The sequence below is a fragment of the Cyclobacterium xiamenense genome, assembly GCF_042140265.1.
GTDB classification, from domain to species: domain Bacteria; phylum Bacteroidota; class Bacteroidia; order Cytophagales; family Cyclobacteriaceae; genus Cyclobacterium; species Cyclobacterium xiamenense_A.
This window is the reverse complement of record NZ_CP159481.1, coordinates 2343963-2360363: the sequence shown is the minus strand read 5'-3', so window position 1 is coordinate 2360363 and position 16401 is coordinate 2343963. Positions and strand designations below refer to the sequence as shown.

The 16401-nt window shown below is 46.6% G+C and carries 14 protein-coding genes; 11 read left to right on the top strand and 3 right to left on the bottom strand.

What is annotated here, in order from left to right; all coding sequences use genetic code 11:
- Positions 1–200: 200 nt before the first annotated feature.
- Both ahcY and ABWH99_RS10025 read right to left on the bottom strand, forming a co-directional pair.
- On the bottom strand, positions 201–1520 hold the full coding sequence (gene ahcY, locus ABWH99_RS10030; protein ID WP_375586139.1) for an adenosylhomocysteinase: 1320 nt from the start codon (positions 1518–1520) through the stop codon (positions 201–203).
- 73 nt (positions 1521–1593) lie between these two features.
- Positions 1594–2349, bottom strand: a complete 756-nt coding sequence (locus tag ABWH99_RS10025) for a biotin--[acetyl-CoA-carboxylase] ligase (protein WP_375586138.1) — start codon at positions 2347–2349, stop codon at positions 1594–1596.
- A gap of 99 nt (positions 2350–2448) precedes the next feature.
- On the opposite strand from ABWH99_RS10025, the gene rsfS reads away from it, so the two are divergent.
- The 5 genes from rsfS to ABWH99_RS10000 all read left to right on the top strand — a co-directional run bounded on the left by rsfS (position 2449) and on the right by ABWH99_RS10000 (position 7424).
- Complete coding sequence (gene rsfS / locus ABWH99_RS10020) at positions 2449–2802, top strand: ribosome silencing factor (RefSeq protein ID WP_375586137.1); 354 nt, start codon at positions 2449–2451, stop codon at positions 2800–2802.
- Between the two features lie 69 nt (positions 2803–2871).
- Positions 2872–4923: an ATP-dependent zinc metalloprotease FtsH gene (gene ftsH / locus ABWH99_RS10015; RefSeq protein WP_375586136.1), complete on the top strand. Its 2052-nt coding sequence runs from the start codon at positions 2872–2874 to the stop codon at positions 4921–4923.
- Positions 4924–5231: 308 nt separating this feature from the next.
- Positions 5232–6017: a UDP-2,3-diacylglucosamine diphosphatase gene (locus tag ABWH99_RS10010; protein WP_375586135.1), complete on the top strand. Its 786-nt coding sequence runs from the start codon at positions 5232–5234 to the stop codon at positions 6015–6017.
- Complete coding sequence (locus ABWH99_RS10005; RefSeq protein WP_375586134.1) at positions 5998–6831, top strand: hypothetical protein; 834 nt, start codon at positions 5998–6000, stop codon at positions 6829–6831. Before ABWH99_RS10010 ends, ABWH99_RS10005 begins: the two co-directional genes overlap by 20 nt.
- Before the next feature lie 158 nt (positions 6832–6989).
- Entirely contained in the window at positions 6990–7424 is a 435-nt protein-coding gene (locus ABWH99_RS10000) for a hypothetical protein (protein ID WP_375586133.1), read from the top strand.
- Positions 7425–7479: 55 nt separating this feature from the next.
- Here the strand turns inward: ABWH99_RS10000 and ABWH99_RS09995 are convergent, their stop codons facing one another.
- Positions 7480–7908: a peptidylprolyl isomerase gene (locus ABWH99_RS09995; protein ID WP_375586132.1), complete on the bottom strand. Its 429-nt coding sequence runs from the start codon at positions 7906–7908 to the stop codon at positions 7480–7482.
- A gap of 201 nt (positions 7909–8109) precedes the next feature.
- Here ABWH99_RS09995 and ABWH99_RS09990 point away from each other — a divergent pair, with 201 nt between their 5' ends.
- The 6 genes from ABWH99_RS09990 (at position 8110) to ABWH99_RS09965 (ending at position 16378) form a co-directional block, all read left to right on the top strand.
- Positions 8110–9489 (top strand): sigma-54-dependent transcriptional regulator, encoded by a 1380-nt coding sequence (locus tag ABWH99_RS09990; RefSeq protein ID WP_375586131.1) that lies wholly within the window; start codon positions 8110–8112, stop codon positions 9487–9489.
- A complete protein-coding gene (locus tag ABWH99_RS09985) occupies positions 9479–10822 on the top strand; it encodes a PAS domain-containing sensor histidine kinase (RefSeq protein WP_375586130.1) in 1344 nt (447 codons plus the stop codon). Before ABWH99_RS09990 ends, ABWH99_RS09985 begins: the two co-directional genes overlap by 11 nt.
- Positions 10823–10965: 143 nt before the next feature.
- Positions 10966–11784, top strand: a complete 819-nt coding sequence (locus tag ABWH99_RS09980) for a UDP-2,3-diacylglucosamine diphosphatase (protein WP_375586129.1) — start codon at positions 10966–10968, stop codon at positions 11782–11784.
- A gap of 5 nt (positions 11785–11789) precedes the next feature.
- Positions 11790–12914, top strand: a complete 1125-nt coding sequence (locus tag ABWH99_RS09975) for a glycosyltransferase family protein (protein WP_375586128.1) — start codon at positions 11790–11792, stop codon at positions 12912–12914.
- Positions 12915–13131: 217 nt separating this feature from the next.
- Positions 13132–15804 (top strand): glucosidase, encoded by a 2673-nt coding sequence (locus ABWH99_RS09970; RefSeq protein ID WP_375586127.1) that lies wholly within the window; start codon positions 13132–13134, stop codon positions 15802–15804.
- Positions 15779–16378, top strand: a complete 600-nt coding sequence (locus ABWH99_RS09965; RefSeq protein WP_375586126.1) for a ribonuclease HII — start codon at positions 15779–15781, stop codon at positions 16376–16378. Before ABWH99_RS09970 ends, ABWH99_RS09965 begins: the two co-directional genes overlap by 26 nt.
- Positions 16379–16401 lie beyond the last annotated feature (23 nt).

The following is a 16401-nucleotide window of genomic DNA, read 5'->3' as shown; positions in this document are numbered from 1 at the left end:
TTTGGGCTGATTTGTTTATAAAAAGTAAGATACCCAATTTTAGCAAATACAATCATACTTTTTCTTGCTACCAAAAAGGAAATTCGCCCGGTACAGGTATTGATACCTTGTTTCAGGCCGGCTTGGTTGCCAAAAGGGGTAAAAAAAACCCGGACCAGAGGTCCGGGCTGTCTTAAAAGTCCTAAATAATTTCCCGGTAATTAATACCGGTAATAATCCGGCTTGTACGGTCCTTGCTGTTGAACACCGATATAGGCGGCCTGATCGGCCGACAATTCGTCCAATTCCACACCGAGCTTTTTGAGGTGCAGGGCTGCTACCTTTTCGTCCAAATGCTTGGGGAGCATGTAGACACCCGCTTCGTATTGATCGGTATTGTTCCACAGTTCCATTTGGGCCAGGGTTTGGTTGGTAAAAGAGTTTGACATCACAAAGGACGGATGACCAGTCGCGCATCCAAGGTTTACTAACCTACCTTCTGCGAGCAGGATAATGTCCTTACCATCCAGGTGGTACAGATCTACCTGTGGTTTGATCTCGTCTTTGGTATGACCATATTTTTGATTCAGCCAAGCCATGTCAATTTCGTTGTCAAAATGACCGATATTGCAGACGATGGCTTTGTCTTTCATGGCTCGGAAATGTGCTTCACCGATGATGTCTTTATTGCCGGTAGCGGTCACCACAATATCCGCTTCCTTTACCGCATCCATCATTTTTTTCACCTCAAACCCATCCATTGCGGCCTGAAGCGCACATATGGGATCGATTTCGGAAATAATTACACGAGCTCCGGCACCTCTAAGGGAGGCAGCGGACCCTTTACCTACATCTCCATACCCGGCGACGGCAGCCACCTTGCCCGCCATCATGATATCTGTGGCGCGGCGGATTGCATCGACCAGAGACTCCTTGCATCCGTACTTGTTATCAAATTTTGATTTGGTAACCGAATCGTTGACATTGATCGCGGGGATCGTGAGGGTGCCATTTTTCATTCGCTCATACAGCCGGTGAACGCCTGTGGTGGTCTCCTCTGAAAGTCCCTTGATGCCGGAAACCAATTCGGGGTACTGGTCCAATACCATGTTTGTAAGATCTCCTCCGTCATCGAGGATCATGTTTAGCGGCTTGCGGTCTTCTCCAAAAAAAAGTGTTTGCTCGATGCACCAGTCAAATTCCTCGGCAGTCAACCCTTTCCACGCGTACACGCTGATCCCGGCCGCAGCCACCGCCGCAGCGGCGTGATCTTGCGTAGAGAAGATATTGCAGGAAGACCAGGTAACCTCCGCACCCAGGGCAACCAGCGTCTCAATGAGTACGGCAGTTTGGATGGTCATGTGCAGACAGCCTGCGATTCGTGCTCCTTTGAGCGGCTGAGAAGCACCGTACTCTTCCCTCAGGGCCATTAACCCCGGCATCTCACTTTCCGCCAATCGGATTTCTTTCCTTCCGTAGGCGGCCAATGAAATGTCCTTTACCTTGTATTGAATATATTTCTGTGATTTGGTTGTTGACATTGTAATGAAGCTATGGTTTAAACTGATTTTTTGACAAATTTAGGGATTCAGGGACACAAAAGAAAATGCTGGATCAAAGGAAGGTGATTTGTTTCAGATCGTAACAGGCTTCCTCACCGTTTTGTTTGCGCACCAGCAACCGGCCGTCCTCGCCTACCCCGGTAATCATTCCCGTGAATTGGTCTCCATCATGGTAGCTAGCCCAGCGTTCAAACTGGTACAAATGACGGAGGTATTCGGCACGAATGGCATTCCCTTCGCCAGCCTTCAACCGGAGGTAGTAATCCTCTACCGATAGCAAGATAGCCGTCAGAACTTCATCCAGGGAAAAGCTGCTACCAGATATCGCTGCCAGCGATATCGCCTGCGGTACCGGAAACTTCAGTTGATTGACGTTGATACCTATTCCTGCCACCTGCAGTTCAAGCTGCCGTCCCCGCACCCGATTTTCCAGGAGCATGCCACCCAACTTTCTTCTCCCCTCGTACAGGAAGTCATTGGGCCATTTGATGGCAATTCCCGATACGAATCGGGATAGCCCTTGATACACCCCCAGGGCGATGGCCATATTCAATACAAACTGCTGATTTACAGGAATAAATGTAGGCATTAAAATAAAAGAAAATGTAAGATTCATGCCAGCTGCTGCATGCCACTGCCTGCCCCGTTGTCCCTTCCCTCCGCTCTGGTTTAGGGCAAGTACGACTGTTCCCTCGGTGGCTTTCCCGGAACGAACCAATGAAAGCGCCGTTTCGTTGGTAGAGTGACAGTCTGTCAGTATTTGCAAATCTTTTCCTAAAAAAACCGTATTGGCAAGGATTTTATGCATCTATTATTAGCTATTTTATTCGATAATCTGGATATTTAAAATCAGGTTAAAAGTAAGGATAAAATGAAATTTAACTAATAAACCACAGAAAAAACACCTATGACGGCAGAGGAGTTGAGCAAAGTGATCGTGACCGGGATGGAAGACAAAAAAGCATCCGATATTGTTGTAATGGATTTGCGGGACATCACGAGTACGATGACCGATTTTTTTGTGATTTGTTCGGGCTCCTCTGACACGCAGGTAGAGGGAATTTCGAATGCTGTTGAAGAAGTTGTCTACCAACAAAGCAAGGAACGTCCCTGGAGAAGCGAGGGAAAAAATAATCGGCAGTGGGTACTGATGGACTACGTTAATGTGGTGGTACACATATTTTTGAAAGAGAAACGGGAATTTTATCAGTTAGAGGAGCTTTGGGGAGATGCCAAAGTAACCAAAATAAACAGTTACTAAATCAACTGGATTTAAACTTTCATTTTTTAATTTCGTTGTACAAAAAGTTTATAGAAATAAAAAAACAAGATGAGTGATAAAAATAAATCGAAAAAATTTGTTCCAAAACCACCTCAGAAACCCAATTTTCAACTCTGGTTGATCATAACAGCGGTTATAGTCCTGATTGGTGTCACTTGGTTCAACCAAAATTCCGCGACGGTAGAAATTACGATGAAGCGATTCGAGGACATGGTTCTGAGTAGCGATGTTCGGAAAGTTACCGTCATTTACAATCAAAACTACGTAGAGGTTACCCTCCGGGAAGAAGCCCTGCAAAATCAGCGATACAAAGACGAGTTAGAAGCTCAAAACCGATTCTACAACCCTACCGGACCTCATTACCGGATCAATATTGCTTCTGTGGATAATTTCATTGAAAATTATACCCGACTGGAGGAGCAATTACCGGAAGAGGAGCGCATCGGGTATACAGCCAAGGAGCAGGAAAGTTGGGGCAATTGGATTTCGAGCTTTGGCTTTCTGATTTTAATATTCTTTCTTTTCTGGATGATGATGCGACGCATGTCCGGCCCCAGTGGTCCGGGCGGACAGATATTCAACGTGGGCAAATCCAAAGCGCAACTTTTTGACGCGGAAAACAAGGTCAAGATTACGTTCGACAACGTGGCTGGGCTGGACGAGGCCAAAGAGGAGGTGGAAGAGATCGTGGAGTTTCTTAAAAATCCCGGAAAATTCACCAAACTCGGCGGTAAAATTCCGAAAGGCGCGCTATTGATTGGCCCTCCCGGTACCGGTAAAACGCTGCTTGCCAAGGCAGTGGCCGGAGAGGCTGGCGTACCGTTTTTCACGCTGTCTGGTTCGGACTTCGTGGAGATGTTTGTTGGTGTAGGAGCCGCTCGCGTCCGGGATTTGTTCAAGCAGGCGAAAGAAAAAGCCCCTTGTATCATATTTATTGACGAAATAGATGCCATAGGCCGATCCAGGGGCAAAGGGCAGATGCCTGGTTCGAATGACGAACGCGAAAATACCCTCAATTCCCTGCTGGTAGAAATGGACGGGTTTGGAACGGACTCCGGAGTGATTGTATTGGCAGCAACCAACCGCCCCGACGTATTGGACAGTGCCTTGCTTAGAGCCGGTAGATTTGACCGTCAAATCAGTATAGATAAGCCAGATATTGTGGGGCGGGAAGCTATTTTCAAGGTCCACCTGGAGCCCATCAAAACGGCCGATGACGTGGAACCAAAAAAATTGGCTGCTCAAACCCCCGGTTTTGCTGGAGCAGAGATTGCCAACGTATGCAATGAAGCCGCCCTGATTGCCGCGAGAAGAAATAAAAATGCGGTGGACATGCAGGACTTTCAGGACGCCGTAGATCGGGTCATTGGAGGCTTGGAAAAGAAAAATAAAATTATTTCTCCGGAAGAGAAGAAAATTGTCGCCTACCACGAAGCAGGACACGCGGTAGCTGGTTGGTTCTTGGAGCATGCCGATCCTTTGGTGAAAGTAAGTATTGTACCCAGAGGAATTGCAGCGCTGGGGTATGCACAGTACCTCCCCAAGGAACAGTTTCTTTACCAGACCGAACAGTTAATCGATGAGATGTGCATGGCCCTTGGCGGACGGGCCGCAGAAGAGATCATCTTTGGAAAAATCTCAACCGGTGCCTTAAGTGATTTGGAACGCATCACTAAGATGGCCTATTCGATTGTCTCGATTTATGGCATGAACGAAAAAATAGGAAACGTATCGTTCTACGATAGCAAAGGAAGCGAATACAAATTTGACAAGCCTTATTCGGAAAGTACTGCCCAAACCATTGATGAGGAAGTACGAAAGTTGATTGAGTTTTCCTACGTCAAAACGATTAATTTACTGAAAGAAAGAAGAAAAGAACTGGAGATCATTGCGAAGGAATTATTGGAGAAAGAGATCCTTTTCCAATCTGATCTGGAAAACCTGATCGGAAAACGTCCCTTTGACAAAGAAACTACCTATGAAAAATTCACCAAGGTGGTCGACGGTAAAAAAATAGAAACAGTAGTTAAAAAAGAGGCAGAAGCGTCCTCCGAGGAGCCAGAGGAGACCAAGGAAGACGTGGTAGAGAACAAGGACTGATGCAGCCTTGAGTGGTACGTTCATTTCCAGAGTAAACGGGGACATGTCCTCGATTACTCTGGATTTCGTTTTGAAGGGACCAGCTTTGCAGTAGCCAACTAGTGCCGCAAGTTGTCGTTGCTTAGGGGAGTTTTATTATCGTGTCCCCATCACTTTTCGGAACATTTGCCCGGGCGCAGCCGATCCGGAAGGTTCAACTCCCTACCCCTGATCGAATCGCCTTTAGGCTTCTCTAGGTTTATTTCGGTGCCTAAAAATGTAATCCTGATATGCCATTTTCTGAAAAAAACATGCCTGTTGCTACAAAAATGAAAATTCGGTTATCAGACCACCAGAAAGTATATTTTGTCTCTGACTTTCACCTGGGAACCCCCGATCCACAATCCAGCAGAACCCGTGAAAAGAAGATCATCAACTGGCTGAATGAAATTGAAGCCGATGCTGCTGCGGTATTCTTTGTAGGTGATATTTTTGATTTCTGGTTTGAGTACGACAAAGTCATCCCCAAAGGATTTGTTCGGTTCATTTCCAAAATTACGGCCATGAGAGAAAATGGCATTCCCCTTTTCTTCTTTACAGGAAACCATGACTTGTGGATGAAAGACTATTTCACTCGTGAGCTTGACATCCCGGTGTTTCACCATCCCCTGGAAATGGAAATCAATGAGAAAAAATTTTTGGTGGGCCATGGAGACGGCCTGGGCCCGGGTGACCGGACGTACAAAGTACTCAAGCGATTGTTCACCAATAAAACCTGCCAATGGCTTTTTAAATGGATTCACCCGGATATTGGTATGGCACTCGCCCATCGTTGGTCCCGTAGCAGTCGCCTGACAAATGATCAAAAAAACGAAGGGGAATTCAAAGGGAAGGAAAACGAGTGGCTTTACCAATATTGTCTGGAGATGGAAAAAAAGATGCACTTTGACTATTATATTTTTGGCCACAGGCACCTGCCCTTACACCTTCCCCTGTCCGGAGACTCCACCTATTTTAACCTGGGAGAATGGGTAAACCAGTGCCATTATGGGGAATTCGACGGAATGGCATTTCAACTCAAATCGTACAACGGATATGCGATCAAATCCGATTAAACCCCTCCTGATCCTGTTCTTTCTAATCGCCCCCCTGAGAGGCTTTACTCAAAATCTACAGCTTCCGGAAGAGCGGTGGCAACGGGACATGAAACAGGCTTCCCGCCTATCCGTGGACCAAAACGGAGCGGTTTTTGTCAGCAATCAGAATGGCTATCTTTGGCAATTTGATCAAAAGGGGGATTCTGTAAACCTGTATGCACCAGCCATCAGCACTGAACTCAACCATTTAGACGCCTACTGGACGGTAACTATATTTCTGTTTTCCGCCAGCCAGCAGGTAATGGAAATCCTGGACCGCTTCTTGAACCCACTCAGTAGAAATTCGATGGCAGACCTTGGATTGGGGGGGTATATCAGCCAGGCAACCTTGGGCAATAACCACGGCCTATGGCTGTATGACGAAACGGATCTACGCCTGAAAAAATTAAATTTTTCTACGGGACAGGTGTTGCAGGAGCAGCCGTTGAACATCCTGCTGGCGACGAGTAGCTTACGCGTACTGCAATTATTGGAGCGGAAAAACCTGCTGTTTTTACAAGTGGAAAACGAGGGTATCTACATTTTTGACAACCAGGGAAACCCGATCAAAAAACTTCCGGTTCCTGGAAGCATTCCCGCATTTGTGGACAACGAAAATGTATACCACCTGGAAAATCAGGAGTTAGTTAAAACCAATTATCTGAACGGGGACCGTAGCAGCCTTGCTCTACCTCTGCTATCCGAAATCATTGGAGTGGCCTTGACACGAAGCCAGATTCTATTGTTGACCTCATCCAGCCTGCATGCCTTTGACCGCCCGGATAACTATTGATGGGAAAGCAGGGGGTGCCCTACCACTTACATAAAACAGCGCGATTTGATATAGATCGGCACATTGTATTCAGAAATAAATTATAATTTTGTTAAATAATAGTAATTAAAGGTGAAAAAGTAAAATTTTTCAATTCGATTTTTGCAATTTGCACATCAATGGATGAAGAGACGCGTACCCACAAGTTCCTATTGCAGCTCATTCTGCTGATGGCCTTTTTTTACATGGGTAGCCTACTGGTTAAGGCACAAATTGTCGGGCGACCGATCGAAACGACGATTTCTTTTCCGAAAGACCTCAATACTCCAACCACTGATTTTAGTCTTCAGTCCCTGGGCAATAAAAAGTTTAAACTGCTTTTGGAAAAGCCCAATAACCAACTGACGGATGTGAAGATTTACGACATTCTCGGGAACCTAATCCTTCATGACCGCCTTAGTCCCGAAGATGGCAAACAAAAAAATTACGATTTCACCCATTTGAACAGCAAAATTTTTGTGGTTGAGGTGGGTAACGCAAAATACAATAAAACCAAAAGTATTTACGCCAATCCGCAGGGTAACATGGAAAAAAGCGCAGCGCTGGAAGAATAAAAAAGGGAGACCCGCACGACACTTGGTCCCCCTTCTTTTCCAAAGGTGTAATCGCTTACTTTACCTCAACAAGCTTGATATCAAATACCAGATCCTGCCCTGCCAGGGGATGATTGGCATCCAGCGTGATTTTCGCCTCGTCTACATGCACCACCTTTACAGGAGTGGGTTGTCCCTGTTGGTTTTGGATGGAAAGATCCATGCCTACCTCCGGTTTGATGTCAGCAGGGACTTGTTCCATGGGAACGTCCAGCATCATGTCCTCTCTTTTTTGGCCGTAGGCCTCATCCGCCGGTATGGTCACACTTTTATCGTCTCCTACCTGCATGCCCTGAACGGCAACATCGAATCCTTTGATCATTTTCCCATCGCCCAGAATAAATTCCAACGGTTCTCTGTCCTGCGAAGAGTCGAATATTGTTCCGTCTTTTAGTTTTCCTGTGTAGTGTACCTTTACGGTATTTCCTTTAGTTGCTACAGACATAAATATATTTTTTTGTTTAACTACCAAAGATAACACTTTTATCAAGGGATTAAAACCCAATCGACTATCTATCCAGGCTTGTTCATTTTCGTACTAAAAATGTCCAAAAACGGACAATATATTTAGGGAAATCCTCGTTTTATTCGTAAATTCGCATCATTTCACATTGGCATTATTTCAGCAGTAACTGGTTAAAAAAGGATGGAAGAAACGAATCTGGGCAAACTATTGATAGTAGATGACAACGAAGATCTTTTGTTTGCCGCGAAAATGTTGCTTAAAAAGCATGCAAAAGAAGTGCACATCGAAAAGGATCCCAGAAGGATTCCCTTTTTGGTAAACAATAATAACTTTGACGTCATTCTTCTCGATATGAACTTCACGGAGGATACTACCTCCGGAAAAGAAGGCTTTCACTGGCTACGTCAGATCAGGGAAATCGACCCGAAGGCAGTGGTCATTCTGATTACGGCCTTTGGCGATGTAGAAATGGCCGTGCAGGCACTTAAGGAAGGAGCTACCGACTTCATCTTAAAGCCCTGGCAAAACGAAAAATTGCTCGCCACCTTATCTGCTGCGATCAAGTTAAAAGAAAGCTACAACCAGGTAGACAAGTTATCCAACAAGCAGCGGCAGTTGCAGGCCGATTTAAAGAAGCCTTTCTCCGACATCATCGGGGAGAGTGCCTCCATGAAAAACGTGTTTTCAATCATCGAGAAAGTTGCCCGAACGGATGCCAATGTCTTGATTCTTGGAGAAAATGGTACCGGAAAGGAGTTGATTGCCCGGGCAATTCACGACCGTTCCGAACGGAAAGACGAGATTTTTGTTGGCGTGGACATGGGTGCCATCACCGAGAGTCTGTTCGAGAGCGAGCTATTCGGACACAAACGGGGCGCCTATACCGACGCCAAGGAAGACCGGGCGGGAAGATTTGAAGTTGCGGACAAAGGCACTTTGTTTTTGGACGAAATCGGAAACCTCAGCATGCCGCTGCAATCCAAGCTGCTCACCGTACTGCAGAAGCGAGAAGTGACCCGAATCGGAACCAATAAATCAATACCGGTGGACATTCGGCTCATATGCGCGACCAACATGCCGGTGCACGAAATGATCCTGGAAAACAGCTTCCGACAGGATCTTTTGTACCGGATCAATACGGTCGAGATTTTTCTTCCTCCGTTACGGGACAGGCAAGACGACATCCCTATACTGGCTGCCCATTTTCTAAAAATATATTCGGCCAAATACCGGAAACAATTTAAAGGTTTCAAGCAAAACGCATTGCAGTTGTTGCAACGGTACAACTGGCCGGGAAACATCCGGGAACTGCAGCACGCCATCGAGCGTGCCATCATTATGGCAGAAGGAGCCGAGTTGGATAGCCGGGATTTTTTCTTTCTTTCCGGCAAGCCGTCCAGCGATAAGGTCAGCACGAATTCGTACAATTTGGACGAGGTCGAAAAAAGCCTGATTCAAAAAGCCATAGACAAAAACGGGGGCAATATATCCAAAGCAGCAAAAGCGCTTGGCTTGACACGGGCCTCCCTGTACCGAAGGTTGGAAAAGTATGGATTATAAAATCGGCTTGCTGGGTAGGATTTTTGTACTCACGTTGTCTTTGTTTTTTTTGGCGTATATGATCCTAACAGAGGCAGGGGTATTCGCCATCTCGCTATTCATTATCCTGACATTTGTACAGCTGGTGCTTTTAATCCGCTATGCTGAAAGCAGTTTTAATAAGGTGCGTCAGTTTTTGGACAACATCAAACAAAACAATTATTCGACGGTCTATCCGGTAAAATTTGACGGAACCGAAACCGACGACCTGCACATCGAATTCAATGCCATTCTCGCAAAACTCAAGGAAGACCAGATTGAGAAGGAAGCTAACTTTCACTACTTTCGAACCGTATTCCAACACTTAAGCATCGGCCTGATTACTTTTGAAGCGGATGGAAGCGTGCAAATTCTGAATACAGCGGCCAAGCGCATGCTGAACATAGAAAAGCTTTCGCATATCCAGGAAATCGCCTCTATCAACAAGGAGCTCCACCATGCCATCGAAAACCTCCGCACTGGAGGCAGCGAATTGATAAAAATTGCGCATCCGGACGGGATCATGCAGCTCTCGGTCTATGCCATTGAATTGGTACTGCGGGACGTCAAATTCAAACTGGTTTCCCTGCAAAATATCCAAAGTGAGTTGGAGGAAAAAGAAATGGAAGCCTGGCAAAACCTTATTCGGGTGCTGACCCATGAAATCATGAACTCCATCGCTCCCATATCCTCCTTGGCAGCGACCATCAGCATGGATATCAACCAGAAATTGAAGCAAGGGGCCGCCGTGGATACCGATGAGCTTCAAGATTACCAAATGGGACTTGCTACCATTGAAAAACGCAGCGAGGGGCTAATCAACTTTGTGAGTGATTTTCGTAGCCTGGCCCATATTCCGGCCCCCAAGTTTTCAGCGATAAACATCCGCGAATTGTTTGACCAAATGGACATGCTTCTGCAAAATCAGCTTGAAACACAGGAAGTTCACCTGCACAAGGAAATCACCCCCGAGGACCTGCTGCTGTTTGCGGATTGCTCGCAGATCGAACAGGTACTGATCAACCTTACCCAGAATGCAATCCATGCCGTTGAGAATGTCCCCGAGAAAAATATTTTTCTACGAGGCTTTATCGACGATCATGGGAAGATCATTATTGAAGTTGAGGACAATGGCAAAGGCATTGAAGAGGAGGCCTTAAATAAAATTTTTATTCCATTTTTCACTACTAAAAAGAAAGGATCGGGGATCGGATTGAGTCTTTCCAAGCAAATCATGCGCCGGCACAAAGGAAACATACAAGTGAAATCCGTTCTGAACGAGGGAACCGTATTTAAGTTGATCTTCAATGCCTGAGCCAGGCCAACACGTTTGTAACCGATAGGTAACAATTCATTCACACCCATGGGTAGAACAAGTACTTTAATAGCATTTTGTTAAACCCATCTTCATCACTAGTTTACCTGGCCCATCTACCTTGTTACCAAAACAACGACGTTTTGGAAACAAACTTTAAAACCATTGTTCTCTCCGATATTCATCTGGGAACCAAAGGCTCCAAAGCCAAGGAGGTGGTGCGCTTTCTCAAGCAATACCAATGCGAAAACCTCATCCTCAACGGAGACATTATCGACGGGTGGCAGTTGAAAAAATCCGGTAGCTGGAAACGAAAACATACGCGGGTATTCAACCGGGTACTAAAAATGATTGACTGCGACCGAACGCGGGTTTTTTACCTCCGGGGAAATCACGACGACTTTTTGGACCAGGTGCTGCCACTGGAAATTGGCAATCTGTCCATTCGAAAAGACCTGGTGTATGAAAGTATGGGCAAAAAATATTTCATAACCCATGGAGACGTATTTGACAACATTACCACCAACCTGCGCTGGATTGCCTACCTTGGCGATATGGGCTATACCTTTCTACTTTGGCTCAATACCCGCGTCAATCATTACCGGCGAAAGCGAGGCCTTCCGTACTACTCCCTCTCCCAATACCTGAAATCCAAAGTAAAATCTGCAGTTTCCTATATTGACGGATTTGAAACGGAGCTCTGCAAAATCGCCCGTTCGAAAGGCTGCGATGGCATTATTTGCGGACACATCCATAAGGCCGAGATGCGCACCATAGACGGAATCGAGTACCTGAACTCCGGCGATTGGGTAGAATCCCTCAGCGCCCTCGCCGAGGACCACGCGGGCAATTGGCAGCTGATCTATTACAACGAACTGGACTTCAGAAAAGACCGGCAGCAGGAGAGTAAGGTGGTGCCGCTTCAAAAGCCGGCCTTTTCCCAAATGGATACATTTTCCTAATCGGCATGAGATTTCTATTCATCGTTCAGGGAGAAGGCAGGGGACACATGACCCAGGCCATGGTAATCAGCGACCTGCTTCACAAGCACGGCATGGAAGTAGTGGCCGTGGTGATCGGCGCAAGCGGGCGGAGAACCCCCCCCGACTACTTTCTTGATGCCTTTTCCTGCCCCGTTTACCGGGTACAAAGTCCAAATTTTGTCGCCGATAAGGAACAGAAAGCCATAAAGATGGGCGCAACGGTACTCGAAAACCTCAAAAAACTGCCCCGATTTATCCGCAGCCTTCAACAACTGGATCATTGGGTACAGGTACATCGGCCGGACTGCATTTTGAATTTTTACGACATGCTTGGAGGGATTTATGCCATGTGCTATCCGTTCCGCGCCACCTACCTGGCGATCGGACACCAATACCTGATGTTTCATCCTGATTTTACCTTTGCAAAGCCGGGAGGGCTACAAAAGGTGCTTTTTAAGTTGAATACCGCCATTACCTGTGCAAATGCGTCCAAAATCATTGCGCTCTCCCTCTGGAAACCCCAGCGGGCAATGAAGAACGAGAATCATCTCGTTTGGCCTCCGCTCATTCGGGAAAGGGTACGACGGGCCGAACCCAGTACCGGGGATTTTTTTCTGGTCTATATTGTCAATTCAGGTTATGCGGAGGAAATCTATCGGCTTGCAAAAAACCGGCCCCAAATTACCATAGAGGCATTTTGGGATGCCCAGCAGGTGCCTGCCCGTTACCTCACACTGCCCAATCTGACCTTTCACCGAATCGATGACGAACGTTTCGTAGAAAAGTTGCGTCAATGCAAAGCCTACCTTTCCACAGCAGGCTTTGAATCCATCGCAGAAGCCATGTTCCTGGGGAAAAAAACCCTCATGGTACCGGTGAAAGGACAATACGAACAACGGTGCAATGCCTGCGATGCAGAACAGGCAGGCGCAGGTAGGACTGCGGATCGCTTTGCCGCTGAAATGTTGGAAAAACTTCTGGAGGAGGAAAAAAACTGCACGGCGTCAGCCACTGCATTTTCCGATTGGCAGCAAAGCCTGGACGCCGCATTTTTGGCCTTCCTGACGAGCATCCCTTCGCCTATCGGGAAGAGGATCCTAGTCGATTGAAATCAAAGAATTAAAGAAGCGCAATGGAATTTCATTACAGAAGAAAAAACCGGTTAAAATAATCATCCCACCTGAGAGCTTGTCCGCCACGCGGGATTCCAGCGCCTGTAAAACTCACCGATTTTTCAAAAAAATTAGAAATACATCCGGGGTAAGTTGATAATTAGAACCGTAAATGGTTTAAATTCGCTCCTTATAAGGACGGCCAACTGTACCCATGGATAAAGAGTTAGAACGATTAAAGGAAAACCGCGAAAAAATCCGTCACTGGAAAAAATGGGGCCCCTACCTCACCGAACGCCAATGGGGTACCGTGAGGGAGGATTACAGTCCCGATGGATCTGCCTGGGAGAACGTCACTCACGACGATGCGCGCAGCAAAGCATACCGATGGGGCGAAGAAGGAATAGGCGGAATAAGTGATCACAAACAAAAGCTCTGCCTTGCCTGGGCATTTTGGAATGGAAAAGATCCGCTCATCAAGGAGCGCTTGTATGGGCTCACCGGAAACGAGGGCAACCATGGAGAAGACGTGAAGGAGTTGTATTACTACCTGGACTCCTCCCCCACCCATAGCTACATGAAAATGCTGTACAAGTATCCGCAGCAGGCATTTCCTTACCAGGAACTTCTTGAGCAAAATCAATTGCGGGGAAAAAGTGAAAAAGAATTTGAGATACTGGATACCGGTGTCTTCGACAACGATGCCTATTTTGATATTTTTCTTGAATACGCAAAAGCCGATATAGAGGATATTTTTGCCAAAGCCACCGTTCACAACCGGGGGACAGAAGATGCGGTGCTGTGGGTGATGCCCACCATCTGGTTCAGAAAAACCTGGTTCACGGGTGATGAACCATTTATGCCTAGTTTAAGTAAAGCGGGCCCGGCGAAAATGACTGCTTTTTCTCCGAAATCCGGAAATTATACCTTCACTTTCTCCGGTGAACCGGATTTGCAATTTTGCGACAACGAAACCAACCGGGAGCGATTGTACCACATCGGCAATCAAAAGAAATACCTGAAAGACGCTATCAACGACTACGTTATACTGGGAGATAAAAAACACCTCAATCCCAAATTTACCGGAACCAAAGCAGCAGCCATTTATAAACTCTTTATTCCAGCGGGAGAAAAAGCGGAAGTTGTTTTTCGAATGCAGCACGCAGCCACGGAAACGCCCCTGGAATCTGCAGAAAAAACGTTCCAGGATCGAATTGAAGATACTGAATCCTTCTATGCGAGTCTGCAGGAACGAGTGAAGGACCCGGAAATGAAATTGATTCAACGGCAGGCCTACGCAGGCATGTTGTGGAGCAAACAATTTTATTACTACAATGTGGAGCGCTGGCTGGAAGGTGATCCGGGAAGGTACCAACCCCCACAGGAACGGAAATCAGGAAGAAACAGCAATTGGCGCCATTTGCAAAACTACGACATTATTTCCATGCCCGACAAATGGGAATACCCCTGGTACGCGGCCTGGGATCTGGCCTTTCACTGTATACCGTTGGCAAGGCTGGACCCCGATTTTGCTAAAGATCAGCTTTTGGTCCTGTTGAATGACTGGTACATGCATCCAAACGGGCAAATGCCCGCCTACGAATGGAATTTCAACGATGTGAACCCACCCGTACATGCCTATGCGGTTCAACGGGTCTATCAAATTGACAAAAAGTACAACGGAAAAAATAAAGGCGATCAAGAGTTTTTAGAACGTGCCTTTCACAAATTACTACTCAACTTCACCTGGTGGGTCAATCAAAAAGACGAAGAGGGAAAAAATATTTTCGAAGGAGGCTTTCTGGGACTCGATAATATCAGCGTTTTTGATAGAAGTCACGTGGATAAACTCTTCGGGAAACTGGAACAGGCAGACGCCACCTCCTGGATGGCCATGTTTTGTTTAAACATGCTGCGGATCTCCCTGGATTTGTGTGAATTCAACAAGGTGTACCAACATACCGCCACCAAATTTCTAGAGCACTTTTTATACATTGCGGGGGCGATGAGCAATATTTCAAAAGAAAATATCAGCCTCTGGGACGAAGAAGACAACTTCTTTTTTGACGTACTGCACCTTTCCGGAGAGGAACCCAAATTAATGAAGGTTAAATCCATTGTAGGCATCATACCGCTATTTGCGGTGGAACCTATCCGGGAGGAGCTTTTTGACGATCTTCCCGAATTCAAAAAACGACTGGACTTCTTCTTCAAGGAAAAGCCTAAACTGGCCGCCCTGGTTTCCAATTGGATTCACCCCGGTCAGGAAAAGCGAAGGCTATTTTCACTCCTTCGTGGACACCGCATGAAAAGCATCCTACATAAGATGCTGGATGAAACCGAGTTCCTTTCCGAATTCGGCATCCGCTCGCTTTCAAAAGCCCACCTGACCCAGCCCTACTCCATACAGATCAATGGCAGCCGGTTTTCCGTTAGCTATGCCCCTGGTGAATCGGAAACCACCATGTTTGGCGGCAACAGTAACTGGAGAGGACCCATTTGGTTTCCCATCAATTACCTCATTATTGAATCTCTAAAAAAGTTTGATTTTTACTACGGAGGTACCTTTTCCATAGAATACCCCACCGGTTCCGGAAAATACATCACCCTGGATTTGATCGCCAAAGAACTTTCCCTGCGACTGATCAACCTATTTCGAAAAGATGCCAGGGGCTACCGTCCTATCTATGCAGACAATAAAAAAATGCAGGAAGATCCACATTTTCAGGATTTGATTCTGTTTTATGAGTATTTCCATGGCGATAATGGCCGGGGCCTGGGAGCCTCGCATCAAACCGGCTGGACCGGTTTGGTAGCCGAGTTGATCCACAAATACTACAAGGAAAAAGACTTTTATCCCAATGCTGCGACCTTATTTAAAAGCTAACCGAAAAGAGGCCGGCTGCGACGAGGTGGGTAGGGGATGTTTGTGTGGACCAGTGGTGGCAGCCGCGGTGATTCTCTCTCCGGAGTACGCAAACGAATGGATCGATGACTCCAAAAAAATCATCAAATCCCGCCGGGAAACGCTGGCCCGGGAAATCAAATCTCATGCCTTGAGCTGGGCCATTGGCAGTGCCACGGTGGCGGAAATTGATCGGCTGAATATTTTGAATGCCTCCTTTCTGGCCATGAACCGGGCAATAGATGCGTTGGACCTACGTCCGGATCATCTGCTGATCGACGGCAACCGGTTTAACCCCGCACACAACATTAGCTTTGATTGTGTGATAAAGGGAGACGGAATATTTGCAAGCATCGCAGCGGCCTCCATACTGGCAAAAACGTACCGGGACGAACTAATGGTTCGGCTTTCCCAAGACTATCCCGGCTACGGATGGGAACGAAACATGGGGTATCCCACACGAGCACATCGGGAGGGCATTCGGAAACTAGGACCAAGTCCCCTGCATCGGAAATCCTTTCGGTTGCTACCCGAACAATTAAAAATCGATCTGTAAGCGATGAACACATCCGGGAGGGA